The sequence below is a fragment of the Lutibacter oceani genome (assembly GCF_003384935.1).
GTDB lineage: Bacteria > Bacteroidota > Bacteroidia > Flavobacteriales > Flavobacteriaceae > Lutibacter > Lutibacter oceani.
The window spans coordinates 447,114-465,672 of sequence record NZ_QTTQ01000009.1 but is presented as its reverse complement, the minus strand read 5'-3'; the positions used below and the strand labels follow the sequence as shown (position 1 = coordinate 465,672).

The window sequence follows — 18,559 nt, the reverse complement described above, 5'->3', positions numbered from 1 at the left end:
GAATTAGTAATACAATTTTAACGGATTAATAAATCAACTTATAACCGTAGCCTCTAATATTTATAATTTGAATTGAAGGGTCTTCTTTTAATTTTTTTCGAAGTTTTGTAATAAAAACATCCATACTCCTCGCGTTAAAAAAATCGTCGTCTCCCCATAGTTTTTTTAAAATAAAGGAGCGTTCTAAAGTTTGATTTTTATTTTTCACTAAATGAAATAATAAATGTGCTTCTCTATGAGTTAATGTTTCAATATGAGAGTTAAACTGAAGCGTTTGTTTTTTTAAGTCAAAAATAAAATTACCTAAATGTATTGGACCATTATTTATATCATTTTTTCCTCTTTTTAAAAGAGCATTAATTCTAACAATTAATTCCTCCATACTAAAGGGTTTTTTTAAATAATCGTTGCCACCAAGGTTAAAACCTGCAACTACATCTTCGGTTTGTGATTTTGCTGTTAAAAATATTATTGGAATTTCTGAATCTTCAACTCTAATTTCCTTAGCCAGTGTAAAACCATCTTTTTTTGGCATCATAATGTCTAAAACCAACAAAAGCGGTTTTTCAGCTTTATAGGTTTTATAAGCTTCTTCACCATTTTCACATAATAAAACTTCAAAATTTCTGGTTTCTAGGCTTTCTTTTATTATTTGTCCTAATGAAGGTTCGTCCTCAGCTAATAATATTTTTATAGGATTACTCATTTAGCAATTCAATTTTAAAAAGGGTGTTATTGTTTTTATCATAAATAATATCAATTTTACCTTTATGTTTTTCAATAATATTTTTGGTGTAAAACAAGCCAATTCCAAATCCTTTTACATTGTGTGTATTACCAGTTGGGATTCTATAAAATTGATCAAAAACTTTATCTTTCTCATTTTTGTGAATACCATTTCCGTTGTCTTTAATTAAAATAACAATATTTTTTTTATCAAAAACCAATTCAATAGTAATTTTATTTCCACCATATTTAATGGCATTATCAATAATATTTCCAATAGCATTTTCAAAATGAAATTTATCTAAATTTAAAACTACATTGCCTATGCTGTTTTTAAAATTGAATTTTTTATTTGTATTTATTAATTCATATTTTTCAATTACATTTTCAATTAGCTTAGCCAATTCAATAGGCTCTTTGGTTAAAACTAAATTCTCTTGATTTAAGGAAGCGGTTTCTAAAATTTTTTCAACCATAACATGAAGTTTAGAAACTTGAGAATTTGCTATGGATATGTATTTTTCAGTTTTTACTTTATCATCCAAAGCATTAAAATTCTTTAAAGCTTCTAAGGCTGTTGAAATAGTTGCAATAGGTGTTTTAAATTCGTGTGTAATATTATTAATTAAATCATTTTTTACTTCAGCCAATTGTTTTTGCTTGTATATGGTTTTTAACAAATATATAATACTTGCAATAATACTGGCCGACAACAATAAAGAAAGTAAAATGCTAATAAATGAATTTCTTAAAAGTAATTTTGTTTCATTGGTGAAAAATAATTCTAACTTACTTCTGTGCGGTAAAAAGGTTGATTTTGAGGTTGTTGTTAAATGCTTTTCAGGAAATTTTTCAAGTTTATATTCAATGGTATTATGAATAAATTCATCATTTCCAGTTCTTTCACCATAACTATATTTTAAACCATAGGTTACATCAATATTATTTCTATTAAATTCATTATTTAAATAAGTATCTAAATTATTTAAATCTAAAGTGTCTCTGGAAATTGAAATAAAAACTTTAGACATTAAACTGTCAATGTTTTTTGGAATCATTTTATTTCTAGTAAAAAATGGATATGGATCATTTCTAGGAGTTTCAATAAATAAAGGTTTGTCATTTTCTAAAATGGCTATATTTTGTAAGGTACTATCAAGTTTTTTACGCAATCCTCTTCTGGAATTTGTTTTTACAATTATAGTATCAGTTTTTTTGTTTTCACCAATAGAATCCACGGAAGTAAAAGTAATAATACCTGATTTGGTTAAATTTACAAAATAGGCTTCTACAGCATTGTCTAAACTTAGTTGGACTTTACTAATAAGGTTTTGCTTGTTTATTTGGTACTCTCTATAATTCCAATATACCTGGGCAGCAATTGTTATTAGTATGGTTATACCAATAAAATAAACTACCCATTTATAATTTTGCTTATTCATAACTTCAAAGTTAAGCACATAAAACGGTAAATCCGAATGGGTTAACAGTAGTTAACACTAATTAACGGTAGTTTTTTAATGAAGCGGTTATATTTGTATTGAAATTAATTTTAAAATTAAAGAAAATGACTAATTTAATATTCAAAATTGTTACAATTTTAATCTTACTTGTAAGTTCAGTTGCTTTTGCTCAAGATTTTCAAGGGAAAGCAATTTATCAAACAAAAACTACTTTAGATATGGATTTTGCAGGTAGCGGAATTCCGGCTGATAGAATAGAAATGATAAAGGAACGAATGAAAAGTCAGTTAGAAAAAACATATACTTTAACTTTTAATAAAACGGCTTCAATTTATAAGGAGGAAGAAAAATTAGACCAAACTGCTGGAGGTAGAGGTGGTATGCGTTTTATGATGATGGGTGGTGGAGCATCTGGTAATTATTATAAAAATACACAAACTAAAACTTCTTCAAAAGAGAGCGAATTTAGCGGTAAAAACTTTTTAATTAAAGATAACTTGGTTGTTTATGATTGGAAAATGGAGCAAGAAACAAAAATGATTGGTCAAAATTTATGTTTTAAAGCAACAACTGTTATTGAAATGCCTAAAAGAGAAACCAATTTTAGATTTGGAAGAAGAGGTTCAAATGAAGAGGATGAAGAAGAAAATAAAGAGCCAGAAATGGAACAAGTAATTGTAACGGCTTGGTATACTTTAGATGTTCCTGTAAGTCATGGTCCTGGAGATTATTGGGGGTTACCTGGCTTAATTTTAGAAGTAGCTTATGCTAATACAAATATTTTGTGTACTAAAATTATAATGAATCCTAAAGATAAAATTGAAATTACAGAACCTTCAAAAGGAAAAGAAGTAAGTCAAAAAGAATATGATGAAATTATTGTAGAAAAAATGAAAGAAATGAGAGAGCGTATGAGAAATGAGCGTCAAAAAGGTGGAAATGAAGGGCATAGAATTAGAATAGGAGGTTAATAAAGAATTAAAATTCTAAAAATAATTAAATGAAAAAAAGCTCATTATTAGTATTGTTTTTTCTTATTTCAATAGTAGCATTTTCACAAAATGTAAAACTTGAAGGAATTGTAAAAAATGAAGCAGGCGAAGTGCTTGAAATGGCGAATGTTATTGCTTTTAAAAAGGGAACAAAATTTTTGCAATCCTATTCAATAACAGATTCTAAAGGGAATTATAAGCTAAGTTTGGAAGAAAATGAAGCTTATACATTAAAAGTAAGTTATTTAGGTTTTAACACTCAAGATGTTGAAGTAACTACTGATAATATTACTGAAAGTTTTTCAAAAGATATTGTTTTAAAGGAGTCAAATGAAGAGTTGAGTACTGTTGAAATTACTTACGAAATGCCTGTTAAAATTGTAGGAGATACCATAGTTTATAATTCCGATTCATTTACTTCAGGAAAAGAAAAAAAACTAGAAGATGTACTTAAAAAACTTCCAGGAATTGATATTGATGATAATGGAGAAGTAGAGGTTGAAGGCAAAAAAGTTCAAAAAGTATTAGTGGAAGGGAAAGAATTTTTTGACGGAGATTCTAAATTAGCAACTCAAAATATACCTGCAAGCGCAATTGATAAAGTGCAAGTTCTAAAAAATTACAACGAGGTTTCAGGGATGCGTGGTGTTACCAATAACGAGGATAATATTGCTTTAAACATTAAACTGAAAAAAGGAAAAGATAAATTTTGGTTTGGTGAAATAAATGCAGGAGCTGGTGATAACGAAAAATATATAGCGAAACCGAAATTATTTTATTACAGCACAAATAAAAGTGTGAATGTTTTAGCTGATTTTAATAATATTGGTGAAACACCTTTTACAATGCGCGATTATTTTAGGTTTACCGGCGGATTACGAGGTGGTATGAGTGGAAGTGGTACAAGTTTTAATGTAGCCTCTGGTGGATTAGGTTTTATGACTGTTCAAAATAATAGAGCTCAAGAAATAATATCTAAATTTGGAGCTTTAAACTTTAGTTTGGTACCCAAAAAAGGATTAGATTTTAATGGTTTTGCTATTGTAAATGATTCTGAAACAAATATGTTTACGCAATCTAATACAGTTTATAATAAAACAGGTTTAACTGAAGATAGCGAAAATTCAGCTACACAAGGAAGTAAATTAGGTCTTTTAAAATTCAGTACAACATATAAACCAAATACCAATGTTCATATTGATTATGATATTTTTGGAAAAATTTCTGAGCAAACAGAATTTAACGATGTAACTTCAACAAATAGAGGAACTGTTGATACTTATAAAGAAGAAAAACCTGTTTCGTTAAATCAGAATTTTAATTTGTATTATACCATTGATGATAAAAATATTTTTTCAGCTGAAATGCAGTATTTGTACCAAAAAGATCAGCCGTTGTATAATGCGCTCGCAACTTCACAACCATTTGAACTTATCCCTTCTTCAAATTCTGAAAGTATTTACAATATTATTCAAAATAAAAAAACAAGCACCAATAAATTTGATGCAAAATTTGACTATTACTACTTATTAACACCAAAAAGTAATATTAATTTTTCTTTAGGAACCACCCTAAGCGGACAACAGTTTACATCTGGTATTTCGCAAGAATTAGATAATGGGTCCATCTTAAATTTTAATGATACTGTGTTAAATAATGATGCAAATTATAATTTTTCAGATGTATTTTTAGGTGTGCATTATAAAATGGTTTCAGGAATTTTTACATTTAATCCAGGAGTTAAATTACATAAATACATAACAAAAGATACGCAATTAGGTACAGTAAATAAAGATAATTTAACCAAAGTTTTACCTGATGTTTATGCAAATTTACAATTTAAATCTTCTGAAAGTTTACGGTTTAATTATGCTATTACTTCACAATTTTCTGATATAAATACTGTTGCCGAAGGATATATTTTAGATAATTATAATTCTTTATCACGCGGAAATAGAACTATTGAAAATTCATTACGTCATAGTTATTCACTAAGTTATTTTAGTTTTAGTATGTTTTCTTTTACCAATATTCACGCATCTGTTAATTATACTAAAAGTGTAAATGGCGTTAAAAATAGTAGTAAACTTATTGGGGTTGATAGAATTTCATATCCTATAAATTCTGATTTTGCAGATGAAACTGTATCGGCAAATTTTAGATATGGGAAAACGTATAGTAGACTAAAAACAAATTTTAGAGCAAATGTTTCAAATTCGATATTTAATAATATAGTAAATAACGAGCAAATTGAATCCAAAACACTAACACATAGCTATCAGGGAAGTGTTGCAACAAAATTTAAGGACGCTCCTAATTTTGAAATTGGTTATCAAAAATCGTTTACAGATTATTCAAATACAGGAAGTACAACAGATCGACCTTTTGCTAATGTTGAAATAGGGTTTTTAAAGAATTTTATTTTAACAGCAGATTATAGTCATTACAATTACAAAAATGATGAAAATACAGTTAAAAACAACTATTCATTTTTAAATGCAAACTTGTATTACCAACAAAAAGATAGTAAATGGGAATTTAAGATTTCAGGAAATAATTTAACAGATAATATTTCAATGAACAGTGATAGATATAATGAAGTTGTAGATAGCAATTCTACATCATTATATTATATTCAGCCACGTTTATTTATGTTGTCTGTAAAATATAATTTATAATTAAAAACAACTATTAATAACTAGAATACAATTTATGAAAAGTAAAAAATCAACAAATTTTTATATGCGAATTATCCACCGATATTTAGGATTTTTTCTAATTGGAATTATGATTGTTTATGCGCTAAGCGGAACTGTTCTTATTTTTCGAAATACAGATGCTTTTAAAGTAGAAAAACAAAATGAAAAGAAATTGCAACCAGGTTTAGAAATTGCAGAACTTGGTAAAATGTTAAGAATAAGAGATATTAAAATTGAAAAAACCGAGAACAATATTTTATATTTTAATAACGGAACTTATAATAATAGCACAGGAGTTGCAAATTATACATCCAAAGAGCTTCCTTTTGTGTTGGATAAAATGACACATTTACATAAAGCTACAACTGATAATCCACTATATTGGTTAAATATATTTTTTGGATTATCACTGTTGTTTTTTGCAGTTTCGTCCTTTTGGATGTTTTTACCAAAAACTAAAACATTTAAAAAAGGAATGTATTTTACACTTGGTGGAGTTGTATTAACACTAATTCTAATTTTTATATAAAAATTTAAGTGTGTTTTAAGAACAAAAAAATCCCAACTTTTTAAAAAGTTGGGATTTGTTATTATTGTTTGTTTGGGTTTATAATTGGTTTGATTTGTTAATGATGTATTAAAAATATTAAATAGAATTTTGTAAAGACTTTAAATCTAAGGTTGTAATGTTTTTTCCTTTTTTAATTGCTATATAACTATGTACATTTCCAAGTTCTGAAATTAAAGATAGTTTTGTTTGTACAAATGTTTCATAAGCATCAATATCTGCTAATACAATTTTTAATAAAAAATCAAAATTACCAGATACTTGGTAGCACTCCATTACTTCAGTAAAAGCATTTACTTGTGCTAAAAATTTTTGTAAATAACTTCTGGTGTGCCCTTTTAATTTAACACCAATAAAAACGGTTTGTTTTAAACCTATTTTACGTTCATTTAACAAAGCTACATACTTATTTATATACCCTTCTTTTTCTAATTTTTTTATTCTTTCAAAAACAGGAGTTGTAGAAAGGTTCAATTTTTTAGCTAAATTTTTGGTTGTAATTCTACAGTCGTTTTGTAAAAGGTCTAATATTTTAAGATCTATTTCATCGAGTTTTCCTTTCATTTATTTTTTTTATGGTTACTATATATTAAAGAATAATAATACTTATATGATTCAAAATATAGAATAATATTCTAAATAATACAAATATAATGGTTAAAAATAATAATATTTTAAAGCAACAGATTAAGTTTGTTAATAGAATAATAATTCTGATTTTATTAAAATCGCATTTATGAACAATAAATTAAACAACATATCTACACTTTTTAAATCTTTTTTAACTGTAAAAAATAGCTATAAAGGAGGTAAGGGAATTGTTCCGAAAAATCAAAATCAAAAGGTTTACAAACTTTCATCAAATGAAAATCCAATTGGTACTTCGCCAATGGCAATTGAAGCCATTAAAAATAATTTAAAGGATTTGCATTTATATCCAGATACAACAGATATCCGTTTACGAAAAGCTCTGGAAGTTTATTATAACTATCAGTTAAAAGCAGAGCAGTTTGTTTGTGCTGCTAGTGGGTCTGAACTCTTAGATTTGATAGTTAGAGGTTTTGTAAGAGAAGGTGAAGAAGTAATTGTATCTACCCCTTGTTTTGTGCCTTATAAAATGTTTTCTAGATGGGCAGGTGCTACTATTATTGATGTACCATTATTTATAGAAGATTATGGATTAGATGTTGAGGGGATAGTTAATGCAATTTCAAATAAAACCAGAATAATTTTTTTAACAAGCCCTAATAATCCTACAGGATCTTATATACCTAAAGATGTTTTTGAGGATTTCATGTTTAAAATACCTTCAAATATTGTTGTTGTTTTTGATGAAGTTTATTGGCATTTTGCAGAAGCGAATGATTATGTTCGAGCTTTGCCATATATTTCTCAGTATCCAAATATTATTGCAATTAATAGTTTTTCAAAAACTTACGGTTTAGCAGCTTTACGGGTTGGTTATGCATATACGAATAAAGAAGTTGCAAATTATTTACATCAAATTTGCAAACCTTTTTTAATCACAAAATTATCATTACAAGGAGCAATAGCGGCTTTAAAAGATGTTTTTTTTATTAAAAGAACTATGAATATAATTAAAAATGAACGTATTTTTTTACAATCACAATTTGAAAAAATGTGTATAGACTATTATCCTTCTCAAGCTAATTTTTTCTTAATTAACCCTCCAATTCCAGCAGATGATTTTGTTAAATATTTAGCAGAAGAGGGAATTGCAGTTCGTCCAGTTGAGAATTTTGGTGCAGTTGGAAAAGTAAGAATTTCTATAGGAAATAGAGAAGCTAACGAAGCACTTATTAAGGCAATTAAAAAAATAAATATACTAGCTACAAATAGTTAATAAGCAGTTTTTAATAACTAAAATAAATAAGTTTATGTCACGATATCATATATTAGGAAAGGTGCCAAATAAAAGGCATACAATTTTCGAAAATCCAAATGGCGGAATTTATCAAGAAGAACTTTTTGGAACAGCTGGATTTTCAGGGATATCATCTTTGTTATACCATATAAATCCACCAACAGTTGTAAATGAGATCAAAAATTTGGGTTCGGTATCTCCAGAAATTGCTATTGAGAAAAATATGAAAGCATTGAGCTTTAAAGGGTTTTCTATAAAGCCTGAAAATGATTTTCTTAAAAGTAGAAAAACACTATTTGTTAATAAAGATTTGCATATAGGTTTGGCTGCTCCCAAAGATTTTTCAAAAGACTATTTTTATAAAAATGCAGATGCAGATGAAATGCTTTTTATTCACAAAGGATCAGGAATTTTAAAAACCTGTTATGGAAATATAGTATTTAAATATGGAGATTATTTAATTATACCTAAAGGTGTTATTTATAAAATAGATTTTGATTCAACTGAGAATAGAATTTTATATGTAGAATCTTTTGAGCCGATTTTTACACCTAAAAGATATCGTAATAATTTTGGCCAGCTTTTAGAACATGCACCTTTTTGTGAACGTGATTTTCGTTTACCTAAAGATTTGCAAACTTTTAATGAAAAAGGCAACTTTAAAATTAAGGTAAAAAAGCAAGGAGATTTGTGGGAATATATTTATGGAAATCATCCTTTTGATGTTGTAGGTTGGGATGGGTATCATTACCCTTTCGCATTTTCAATACATGATTTTGAGCCAATAACTGGTAGAATTCATATGCCACCACCAATTCATCAAACTTGGGAATCTGCAGGGTTTGTGGTGTGTAGTTTTGTACCTAGAAAGTATGATTATCATCCAAAATCGATACCAGCTCCATACCACCATTCTAATATTGATTCGGATGAATTGTTGTACTATGTTGATGGAAATTTTATGAGTAGAAATAATATTGAAAAAGGTCAAATTACTTTGCACCCTGGTGGGGTTCCACATGGACCGCATCCCGGAGCAATAGAAAGGAGTATTGGAAAAAAAGAAACGCAAGAATTAGCAGTAATGATTGATCCGTTTAAACCAATGGCTATTACAAAAGAAGCAATGAAACTGATAGTTGAAGACTATTATAAATCTTGGAAAGTTTAATTAAAAAAATTAAATATGTCAACAGAAATAAAAAATTTAAAAGACCTGCAAAATACAGAATATTCATTAAAAAAAATGTTTGATGAAGCTGAGGATTTTCTTCCTTTGTTAGGAACAGATTATGTGGAACTGTATGTTGGAAATGCAAAACAATCAGCTAATTATTATAAAACAGCATTTGGATTTCAATCAGAAGCCTATGCAGGATTAGAAACTGGAATGAAAGATCGAGTTTCGTATGTGTTAAAACAGGATAAAATTAGGTTGGTTTTAACAACTTCCTTAGTAAAAGGAGGACCAATTAATGAGCATATTGATAAACATGGAGATGGTGTTAAAGTTATAGCCCTATGGGTTGAGGATGCAACAAATGCTTGGGAGGAAACAACAAAAAGAGGAGCGAAGTCTTATTTGGAACCAACAAGAGAGGATGATGGAGAAAATGGATATGTTGTTCGCTCAGGAATTTATACGTATGGAGAAACAGTTCATATATTTGTTGAGAGAAAAAATTATTCAGGTGTTTTTTTACCCAATTATAAAAAATGGGAAACATACTACAATCCAAGTACAGTCGGATTGAAATTTATTGATCATATGGTTGGAAATGTAGGCTGGAACGAGATGAATAAATGGTGTGAATTTTATGCTAAAGTAATGGGGTTTGCTCAAATTGTATCTTTTGATGATAATGATATTTCAACAGATTATACGGCTTTAATGAGTAAAGTAATGTCAAATGGAAATGGACGTATAAAGTTTCCAATAAATGAGCCTGCAGAAGGAATGAAAAAATCTCAAATAGAAGAATATATAGATTTTTATAATGGTCCAGGAATTCAACATATTGCTGTAGCAACCAATAATATTGTAAAAACCGTATCAGATATGAGAAGCCGTGGTGTAGAGTTTTTATATGTTCCTGAAAATTATTATGATGACTTATTAGAACGCGTTGGAGATATTGATGAAGATATTGAAGTTCTAAAAGAACATGGTATTTTAATAGATAGAGATGATGAAGGATATTTGTTGCAATTATTTACAAAACCAGTAGTAGATAGACCAACAATGTTTTTTGAAGTTATACAAAGAAAAGGAGCTAAGTCATTTGGAAAAGGTAATTTTAAGGCATTGTTTGAAGCTATAGAACGAGAACAAGAAAATAGAGGTACTTTATAACTTAAAATAATAGATGAAATACGTTTCTGAATATAAACCATTATTAAATAGTGTAACAAAAAGGTTGCCTAAACATTTACATAAGTTCATTGTTAAACAGCCTTATGAAGAATATACAGCCCAAAATCAGGCAGTATGGCGCTATGTGATGCGTTTAAATATAGATTATTTAAAAAATACGGCAAGTGGCTATTATTTAGAAGGGCTATTAAAAACAGGTATTTCTATAGATATTATTCCTAAAATGGAAGGAATGAATCGTATTTTGAAAGAAATTGGTTGGGCGGCAGTTGCCGTTGATGGATTTATTCCTCCAAATGCATTTATGGAATTTCAAGCATATAATGTACTTGTAATTGCCTCTGATATAAGAACCTTGGAACATATTGCATATACACCAGCACCTGATATTATACATGAGGCTGCTGGCCATGCTCCTATAATTGCAAATCCTGAATATGCAGAATATTTGAGAAGATTTGGTGAAATTGGTTGTAAAGCAATTTCATCTGCAGAAGACTATGAACTTTATGATGCTGTAAGACATCTGTCAATTGTTAAGGAAGATCCGAATACACCATTAAATGTAATTAAGGAAGCTGTTGAAAAAGTGAATAAATTACAGAGTGGGCAAGGTGAATTATCTGAAATGGCTCAAATTAGAAATTTGCATTGGTGGACCGTTGAATATGGATTGATTGGAACTATTGAAAACCCAAAAATTTATGGAGCAGGATTGTTATCATCAATAGGTGAAAGTAAAGCTTGTTTAAGTGATGATGTAATTAAAATTCCATACACAATAGAGGCTGCAAAAGTAAATTTTGATATTACTAAACCACAACCACAGTTATTTGTAACACCAAATTTTTCGCATTTAAGCTATGTTTTAGAGAAATTTGCAAATAAAATGGCTATTAGAAAAGGTGGTTTGCAAGGGGTAAAAAAATTAATCACTTCAAAAAGTCTAGGAACAGTTGAGCTGAGTACAGGAATACAAATTTCAGGAGTTTTTACAAACGTTATAAGTTATGAGGGTAAAGTGATTTATATTCAAACTATAGGTAATACAGCTTTAGCTTCAAGAGAAAAAGAACTAATTGGTCATGGAATAACTTATCATAAAGAAGGATTTGGAAGCCCAGTAGGAAAATTGGAAGGTATTAACTTAGCAATTGAAGATATGTCACCAAAAGATTTGGAGGTATATGGAATTTATGAAGGTTTAATAACTGAACTGGTTTTTGAAGGAGGAGTTAAGGTTGTTGGAAAAATTATAACTGGAAAAAGAGACTTGCAAGGTAAAATTCTTTTAATATCATTTGAAAATTGTACAGTAACTTATAAAAATCAAACATTATTTAGGCCTGAATGGGGTATTTATGATATGGCAGTTGGAAAAGAAGTTACTTCAGCTTTTTCAGGTCCAGCCTCACTTGATTCTTTTGATAATATTTTTAAAGTTTCCAAAGAAAAAACGCATAAAATAACCTATTCAGAAAATGAAAGAATATTACACTCTTTTTATGGAGAAGTTAGAGAGATGAGAGAGAAAAAGAAGGTTGATGAAATTCGATTAAAGGAAATATTTAATGAAGTGTTAAAAAATAACAGCCAAGAATGGTTATTATTTTTGGAAATTTATGAATTGGTTTCACATATAAATTATCATTTTTCTGAAGATGTTCTGAATGTTTTGAACACTTTACGATCGGAAAATAAATATACAAAGTTGATTGAAGATGGGTTAAGAATATTAGCCAATAATAAAAAATAATTAAATAGATTTTAGATAAATTATGAAAACATGGGTTCCAATTTCTGAGAATTCAGATTTTAGTATATATAATATTCCTTTTGGAATTTTTTCAACACCTTATAATAAGCGAAGAGTTGGAATAGCAATTGGAGAGTTTGTAATGGATTTGTATGAAGTTTCTAAATTAGGAATTTTTGATAAATTAGATATAGAGCTTGAAGTATTTGAAGCAAATTATTTAAATGAATTTATTTCTTTAGGAAAACCTGTAACAACAAAAGTTCGAACTATTATTCAAGAACAATTATGCGATGAGACTTCTTTATTAAGAACAGGAAAAAATATTTTTTATTTACAAAAAGAGGTAAGTATGCATTTACCTGTTTTAATCGGAGATTATACTGATTTTTATTCAAGTATAGAACATGCTACAAATGTAGGGATAATGTTTAGAGATCCTGAAAATGCTTTATTGCCAAATTGGAAACATATACCTGTTGGATATCACGGAAGATCTTCATCAATATTAATTAGTGGAGAAAATATACACCGTCCTAAAGGTCAAGTAGTACTTCCAAATGAAATGAATCCTATTTTTCAACAATCTTCAAGAGTTGATTTTGAATTAGAAATGGGTTTTGTTATTGGAAAAAAAACTACAATAGGAGATTCAGTATCGATTGATAATGCTGAAGAATATATTTTTGGAAAAGTACTGTTTAATGATTGGTCAGCTAGAGATATTCAAAAGTGGGAGTATGTTCCATTAGGACCTTTTTTAGCAAAAAGCTTTGCGTCATCAATTTCGCCTTGGATTGTTACTCTTGAAGCCTTAGACCGTTTTAGAGTTAGTGGTCCAAAACAAGAGCCTAAAGTTTTACCTTATTTAGCTTTCCAAGGAATGAAAAATTATGATATTAATTTAGAGGTTTCTATTCAACCAAAAAATGGTAACGAAACCATTGTTAGTGAATCAAATTTTAAATTTATGTATTGGAACATGTCACAACAACTTGCACATCATACAAGTAATGGTTGTAATATAAATGTTGGGGATTTAATGGCTTCAGGAACTATTAGCGGTAAAAACCCAAATTCATATGGCTCAATGTTAGAACTTACTTGGGCGGGTAAAAATCCTATACAACTTTCAAATGGTGAAAAGAGAAAATTTATTGAAGATTATGATACAGTTATTATGAGAGGTTATTGTGAAAAAGATGGGATTAGGGTTGGTTTTGGTGAAGTGAAATCTCAACTTTTACCAGTTAAAAAATAATGCATATGGAAAATGTGAAATCTTTTGAACCAGGTTCAATTACTACTGCAAATCTTCAAAATATATTGCTTACAGCGGTTGCTCCAAGGCCAATTGCTTTTGCTAGTACTGTTGATAAATTTGGAAATGTAAATTTGAGTCCTTTTAGTTTTTTTAATGTTTTTAGTTCTAATCCGCCAATATTAATATTTTCACCAGCTCGTAGAGTTAGAGATAATACTACAAAACATACATTAAAAAATGTTGAACAAACTAAAGAGGTAGTAATTAATATTGTGAATCATCAACTAGTTGAACAAATGTCTTTAGCTAGTACAGAATATGGAGATGGTGTAAATGAATTTACTAAATCCGGATTAACAGAAAAAGCATCTATAAAAGTAAAACCTCCTCGAGTTGGAGAATCTCCAGTTTCTTTTGAATGTGTGGTAGATGATATTATTGCATTGGGAAATGAAGCTGGAGCAGGAAATTTGGTTATTTGTAAGGTAGTTTATATTCATCTGAACACTAAATATTTGGATGAGAAAAATCAATTAGATACAGAAAAATTGGATTTGGTAGCTAGAATGGGTGGAAGTTGGTATACAAGATGTACAAAACAATCAATATTTGAAATCCCAAAACCTCTAAATACAAAAGGGATTGGTGTAGATAAACTTCCTAATCATGTTTATAAAACTGAAATACTTACTGGGAATAATTTGGGAAGGTTAGGGAATTGTAACGAAATTCCTTCAGATTCTGAAATAGAATTACATAAAAAACTACCTGAAGTTAATAAAGTTTTGAATATTGAAAATGAGCAGTTGAAATTGGAACAGCTTCATTTACTAGTAAAAAAACAGCTTGAAGATAACAATTTATTGTTAGCAATAAAAACATTGTTTTGTTTGTAGTAAACAGTTGAAGTAAATAAATTTTATTCAAAAAAAAAGCTGTTAAAAAATTAACAGCTTTTTTGTTTTTATAAATTAAAGGCTTCCTTTACCTTATCAACATAATCTAATTTTTCCCAAGTAAATAATTCAACCTCAATAGTTTTCTCAGTACCATCAACGTTTGAAAAGGTTTTAGTAACTGTTCTGTTGTCGCGTCCCATATGCCCGTAAGCAGCAGTTTCTAAATACATTGGCTGACGCAATTTTAAACGTTCTTCAATGGCTGCTGGTCTCATATCAAATAAACTTTCAACTATTTCAGCAATTTCACCATCTGCTTTATCAATGTTGGCAGTTCCATAAGTATTTACATAAATCCCCATTGGTTTTGCAACTCCAATTGCATATGAAACCTGAATTAAAATTTCATCAGCTACACCAGCAGCAACTAAGTTTTTTGCGATATGGCGTGTTGCATAGGCCGCACTTCTATCAACTTTACTTGGATCTTTTCCTGAAAAAGCACCACCACCGTGAGCACCTTTTCCTCCATAAGTATCAACAATAATTTTTCGTCCTGTTAAACCTGTATCACCGTGAGGTCCACCAATTACAAACTTTCCGGTTGGATTAACGTGATACACAATATTATCATTAAATAATGCTTGAATAGCTGCAGGTAATTTTGCAATTACTCTTGGAATTAAAATATGAATAACGTCACTTTTAATTTTAGCCAACATTTCATCATCATTATCTAAAAATTGATCGTGTTGAGTTGAAACTACAATATCTTTAATTCTAAAAGGTACATTATCATCGGTATATTCAATGGTAACCTGACTTTTAGAATCTGGGCGTAAATAGGTAATAGCATTATTTTCTCTTCTTAATTCAGCAAGTTCATGCAAAATTCTATGACTTAAATCCAATGCTAATGGCATTAAATTTTCAGTTTCATTGGTAGCATAACCAAACATCATTCCTTGATCTCCAGCGCCTTGTTCTTCTTTTGTAGCTCTATCTACACCTTGGTTTATATCTTGAGATTGTTCGTGGATTGCAGATAAAACACCGCAAGAATTTCCATCAAACATATATTCACCTTTTGTGTAACCAATGTTATTAATAACATCTCTTGCTATTTTTTGAACATCTAAATAGGTATTAGATTTTACTTCACCAGCTAACATCACTTGGCCAGTAGTTACTAAGGTTTCACAGGCAACTTTTGAGTTCGGGTCAAAAGCTAAAAAGTTATCAACTAATGCATCTGAAATTTGATCAGCAACTTTATCTGGATGTCCTTCAGAAACTGATTCGGACGTAAATAAATATGACATAATTATTTAATTTTAAATTGTTTAAGAAAATTGAAGATTGCGTTGGTCGCTAAAAGGAGTAAATTATTACTGCTTTAGCATTTTTTAATGAGGTTGCAATCAGTTCAAATTTTTCCTCTGAATATTTCGTTTGCAAATTTATGAAAATTTAAAAGCTAAACGAAAAATAACTGTTAAATAATTTCTAAATATATATCTTGTAATGATTTTAAGCTTTTTACGACTTTTATACATAAAACTCATATTTATGTTAAAAAAAATAACCGTATTAGTGCTTTTTACTTTAGTATTTAGCAATTGTTCAGGAGCCGATGAAATGGAAACTATTGTTGAGCAAATCGAAAATGAAGAAAATAATATGAATGAAACCATTTTTATAATGGGAGATTTTATAGATGGTGCACATCCAACTTCTGGGAAAGCTGCTGTTAATTCTGATAAAACGACGTTAACATTTACAAACTTTAAAACCGATAACGGACCAAAATTGTTGGTTTATTTATCAACAGATACCAATTCAACTGAATATGTAAATCTTGGAAATTTAAAAGGTGTATCAGGTGATTTTACGTATTCGATTCCTGCAAGTACGGATCTATCAAAATATAAAATTGTAAATATTTGGTGTGTAGATTTTTCAGTAAGTTTTGGTACCGCCGAATTAAAATAATTATTTTTTTCTTGCATTTAAAAAAAATGTGATTACATTTGTCACATCAAAATAAAGAAAAATGAAAATTATGTTTAACAATATGCCTATTATGATGTGTAAAATTTACACAGAGGATGCTATTGTTTAAAATGTAATAATATATAACAACTAGAAGCCTCTGATTTATCAGAGGTTTTTTATTTTAAAAGAATAACTAAAATGAATTTTAATTTTCAAAAAAACATGTGCAATCGAATTGAAATGTCTATGCAAATGATGCAGAGCACAATGAACTGGTATTGCCAAAAATAAATGGAAAAATAAAATCTGATTAGATAAAAGTCCCTTTGGTAATACCTAAAACCAAAGGGACTTTTTCAGTTAAAAATTTGAATTAAAATATAAAAATCATATAAAATGAGTACTCAAAAAATTTCAACACAAGCATTACACGCAGGACACGATACCACCAAAACAGCAGGAACAAGATCGGTTCCAATTTATCAAACAACGTCGTATGTATTTAATGATACAGAACATGCAGCTAATTTATTTTCATTAAAAGAATTAGGTTTTATTTATACACGTTTAAATAATCCAACAAACGATATTTTACAACAGCGTTTGGCAGCCATTGAAGGAGGAATAGGAGCTGTAGTTTTTGCTTCTGGAACTTCTGCAATTTCAACAGGGTTATTAACTTTATTAAGAGCTGGAGATCATATAGTAGCTTCCAGCAGTTTGTATGGAGGTACGTTTACGTTGTTAAATGTTACCTTACCAAGACTAGGAATTACAACTACATTTGTTGATGCATCAAACCCTGAAAATTTTAAAAAGGCAGTTCAGGATAATACAAAAGCCTTTTTTGTGGAATCTTTGGGGAATCCAAAATTAGATGTACTGGATTTAGAAGCAATTGCAGCACATTCAAAAGCTGCCGGAGTTCCATTTATTGTGGATAATACAGTTGCAAGTCCGGCGTTGTTAAATCCAATCAAGCACGGAGCAAATCTTGTAATTCATTCATTAACAAAATATATTGGCGGACAAGGAAATTCATTAGGTGGTGCTATAATTGATGCTGGAACTTTTGATTGGACAAATGGAAAGTTTCCTGAATTTACAGAACCATCTGCAGGTTATCATGGGCTAGTTTATAGCGAAGCATTAGGTGCTGCAGCTTTTACATTTAAATTAATTTTAGAAGGATTGCGTGATTTTGGTGGAGCATTAAGTCCATATAATGCCTTTCAAATTATTCAAGGGTTAGAAACGTTGCCTGTTCGTATAAAACAGCACAGTGCAAATGCATTGGAATTAGCAAAATGGTTAGAAAGTAGAAACGAAGTGGCTTGGGTAAATTACCCTGGTTTAGAAAGTAGTAAATACAATAGCTTGGCTAAAAAATATTTACCAAAAGGACAAAGTGGACTGGTTACTTTTGGCGTAAAAGGTGGTTTTGAAGCCGCTAAAAAAGTGACTGACGCTACTAAAATATTTTCATTACTGGCAAATATTGGTGACACAAAATCGTTAATTATTCACCCGGCAAGCACAACACATCAACAATTAACTGTTGAGCAACAGGAAGGAGCCGGTGTATCACAAGATTTAATTAGATTGTCAGTAGGGCTTGAAGATATTGAAGATTTAAAGCAAGATTTAGCAGCAGCTTTTAAAACAATTATAAAATAGCATTTTAAATTTTGCCGAAATGTTTTGTATGAGAAAAAATTATTGCGTTAATTTGCCGCTTAGTTCATAAACTTATTGACTATTGTTATCAAGAAAGGCAGAGGGAATAGACCCATTGAAGCCTTAGCAACCCTTTATTAATTAAAGAAGGTGCTAAATTCTACCCATTTTTGGATAGATAACTCAACGTAATTACTTCGTGTAATTTCCGCAATTTCTCGTAACACTATTTTTTAAGCTGAAACAAATAAACTTTGATTT

Annotated in this window: 15 protein-coding genes and 1 riboswitch; of the genes, 11 read left to right on the top strand and 4 right to left on the bottom strand. The window is 29.2% G+C overall.

Annotation, left to right across the window (positions count from 1 at the left end; all coding sequences use genetic code 11):
• Positions 1 to 25: 25 nt before the first annotated feature.
• Positions 26 to 706, bottom strand: coding sequence for a response regulator transcription factor (locus tag BX611_RS02130; protein WP_115877840.1), 681 nt, complete (start codon positions 704 to 706; stop codon positions 26 to 28).
• On the bottom strand, positions 699 to 2,168 hold the full coding sequence (locus BX611_RS02125) for a sensor histidine kinase (RefSeq protein WP_115877839.1): 1,470 nt from the start codon (positions 2,166 to 2,168) through the stop codon (positions 699 to 701). Before BX611_RS02125 ends, BX611_RS02130 begins: the two co-directional genes overlap by 8 nt.
• A gap of 125 nt (positions 2,169 to 2,293) precedes the next feature.
• Here BX611_RS02125 and BX611_RS02120 point away from each other — a divergent pair, with 125 nt between their 5' ends.
• The 3 genes from BX611_RS02120 to BX611_RS02110 are packed head-to-tail and all read left to right on the top strand — an operon-like array spanning position 2,294 to position 6,409.
• Positions 2,294 to 3,160 carry a GLPGLI family protein gene (locus BX611_RS02120; RefSeq protein WP_115877838.1) on the top strand — a complete coding sequence of 289 codons (867 nt, stop codon included), beginning with the start codon at positions 2,294 to 2,296 and terminating at the stop codon, positions 3,158 to 3,160.
• 29 nt (positions 3,161 to 3,189) lie between these two features.
• Positions 3,190 to 5,859, top strand: coding sequence for a carboxypeptidase regulatory-like domain-containing protein (locus BX611_RS02115; protein ID WP_115877837.1), 2,670 nt, complete (start codon positions 3,190 to 3,192; stop codon positions 5,857 to 5,859).
• A 34-nt stretch (positions 5,860 to 5,893) separates the two neighbouring features.
• Entirely contained in the window at positions 5,894 to 6,409 is a 516-nt protein-coding gene (locus BX611_RS02110) for a PepSY domain-containing protein (RefSeq protein ID WP_115877836.1), read from the top strand.
• A gap of 117 nt (positions 6,410 to 6,526) precedes the next feature.
• Here BX611_RS02110 and BX611_RS02105 read toward each other — a convergent pair whose 3' ends face one another.
• Complete coding sequence (locus tag BX611_RS02105) at positions 6,527 to 7,012, bottom strand: Lrp/AsnC family transcriptional regulator (protein ID WP_115877835.1); 486 nt, start codon at positions 7,010 to 7,012, stop codon at positions 6,527 to 6,529.
• 172 nt (positions 7,013 to 7,184) lie between these two features.
• On the opposite strand from BX611_RS02105, the gene hisC reads away from it, so the two are divergent.
• From hisC to BX611_RS02075, 6 genes are read left to right on the top strand one after another with little or no spacing between them, the layout of a single operon-like run.
• Entirely contained in the window at positions 7,185 to 8,312 is a 1,128-nt protein-coding gene (hisC, locus tag BX611_RS02100) for a histidinol-phosphate transaminase (protein WP_115877834.1), read from the top strand.
• A 34-nt stretch (positions 8,313 to 8,346) separates the two neighbouring features.
• Positions 8,347 to 9,504: a homogentisate 1,2-dioxygenase gene (locus BX611_RS02095; protein ID WP_115877833.1), complete on the top strand. Its 1,158-nt coding sequence runs from the start codon at positions 8,347 to 8,349 to the stop codon at positions 9,502 to 9,504.
• Between the two features lie 15 nt (positions 9,505 to 9,519).
• Entirely contained in the window at positions 9,520 to 10,686 is a 1,167-nt protein-coding gene (gene hppD, locus BX611_RS02090; RefSeq protein WP_115877832.1) for a 4-hydroxyphenylpyruvate dioxygenase, read from the top strand.
• A gap of 13 nt (positions 10,687 to 10,699) precedes the next feature.
• Entirely contained in the window at positions 10,700 to 12,463 is a 1,764-nt protein-coding gene (locus BX611_RS02085; protein ID WP_115877831.1) for an aromatic amino acid hydroxylase, read from the top strand.
• A 22-nt stretch (positions 12,464 to 12,485) separates the two neighbouring features.
• Positions 12,486 to 13,724 carry a fumarylacetoacetase gene (fahA, locus tag BX611_RS02080; RefSeq protein ID WP_115877830.1) on the top strand — a complete coding sequence of 413 codons (1,239 nt, stop codon included), beginning with the start codon at positions 12,486 to 12,488 and terminating at the stop codon, positions 13,722 to 13,724.
• A 5-nt stretch (positions 13,725 to 13,729) separates the two neighbouring features.
• Entirely contained in the window at positions 13,730 to 14,623 is an 894-nt protein-coding gene (locus BX611_RS02075; RefSeq protein ID WP_115878919.1) for a flavin reductase family protein, read from the top strand.
• Between the two features lie 68 nt (positions 14,624 to 14,691).
• Here BX611_RS02075 and metK read toward each other — a convergent pair whose 3' ends face one another.
• Positions 14,692 to 15,948: a methionine adenosyltransferase gene (metK, locus tag BX611_RS02070; RefSeq protein WP_115877829.1), complete on the bottom strand. Its 1,257-nt coding sequence runs from the start codon at positions 15,946 to 15,948 to the stop codon at positions 14,692 to 14,694.
• Positions 15,949 to 16,195: 247 nt separating this feature from the next.
• On the opposite strand from metK, the gene BX611_RS02065 reads away from it, so the two are divergent.
• Together BX611_RS02065 and BX611_RS02060 are read left to right on the top strand one after the other, a co-directional pair.
• Entirely contained in the window at positions 16,196 to 16,618 is a 423-nt protein-coding gene (locus tag BX611_RS02065) for a DM13 domain-containing protein (protein WP_115877828.1), read from the top strand.
• Positions 16,619 to 17,017: 399 nt separating this feature from the next.
• Positions 17,018 to 18,298, top strand: coding sequence for an O-acetylhomoserine aminocarboxypropyltransferase/cysteine synthase family protein (locus tag BX611_RS02060; protein ID WP_115877827.1), 1,281 nt, complete (start codon positions 17,018 to 17,020; stop codon positions 18,296 to 18,298).
• A gap of 82 nt (positions 18,299 to 18,380) precedes the next feature.
• A riboswitch (SAM riboswitch) is annotated at positions 18,381 to 18,483 on the top strand.
• Positions 18,484 to 18,559: the final 76 nt, after the last annotated feature.

What these genes read in the sequence shown, in the direction of transcription:
- BX611_RS02130 (WP_115877840.1), bottom strand. Translation starts at nt 706, where the DNA reads ATGAGTAATCCTATAAAAATATTATTAGCTGAGGACGAACCTTCATTA.
- BX611_RS02125 (WP_115877839.1), bottom strand. Translation starts at nt 2,168, where the DNA reads ATGAATAAGCAAAATTATAAATGGGTAGTTTATTTTATTGGTATAACC.
- BX611_RS02120 (WP_115877838.1), top strand. Translation starts at nt 2,294, where the DNA reads ATGACTAATTTAATATTCAAAATTGTTACAATTTTAATCTTACTTGTA.
- BX611_RS02115 (WP_115877837.1), top strand. Translation starts at nt 3,190, where the DNA reads ATGAAAAAAAGCTCATTATTAGTATTGTTTTTTCTTATTTCAATAGTA.
- BX611_RS02110 (WP_115877836.1), top strand. Translation starts at nt 5,894, where the DNA reads ATGAAAAGTAAAAAATCAACAAATTTTTATATGCGAATTATCCACCGA.
- BX611_RS02105 (WP_115877835.1), bottom strand. Translation starts at nt 7,012, where the DNA reads ATGAAAGGAAAACTCGATGAAATAGATCTTAAAATATTAGACCTTTTA.
- hisC (WP_115877834.1), top strand. Translation starts at nt 7,185, where the DNA reads ATGAACAATAAATTAAACAACATATCTACACTTTTTAAATCTTTTTTA.
- BX611_RS02095 (WP_115877833.1), top strand. Translation starts at nt 8,347, where the DNA reads ATGTCACGATATCATATATTAGGAAAGGTGCCAAATAAAAGGCATACA.
- hppD (WP_115877832.1), top strand. Translation starts at nt 9,520, where the DNA reads ATGTCAACAGAAATAAAAAATTTAAAAGACCTGCAAAATACAGAATAT.
- BX611_RS02085 (WP_115877831.1), top strand. Translation starts at nt 10,700, where the DNA reads ATGAAATACGTTTCTGAATATAAACCATTATTAAATAGTGTAACAAAA.
- fahA (WP_115877830.1), top strand. Translation starts at nt 12,486, where the DNA reads ATGAAAACATGGGTTCCAATTTCTGAGAATTCAGATTTTAGTATATAT.
- BX611_RS02075 (WP_115878919.1), top strand. Translation starts at nt 13,730, where the DNA reads ATGGAAAATGTGAAATCTTTTGAACCAGGTTCAATTACTACTGCAAAT.
- metK (WP_115877829.1), bottom strand. Translation starts at nt 15,948, where the DNA reads ATGTCATATTTATTTACGTCCGAATCAGTTTCTGAAGGACATCCAGAT.
- BX611_RS02065 (WP_115877828.1), top strand. Translation starts at nt 16,196, where the DNA reads ATGTTAAAAAAAATAACCGTATTAGTGCTTTTTACTTTAGTATTTAGC.
- BX611_RS02060 (WP_115877827.1), top strand. Translation starts at nt 17,018, where the DNA reads ATGAGTACTCAAAAAATTTCAACACAAGCATTACACGCAGGACACGAT.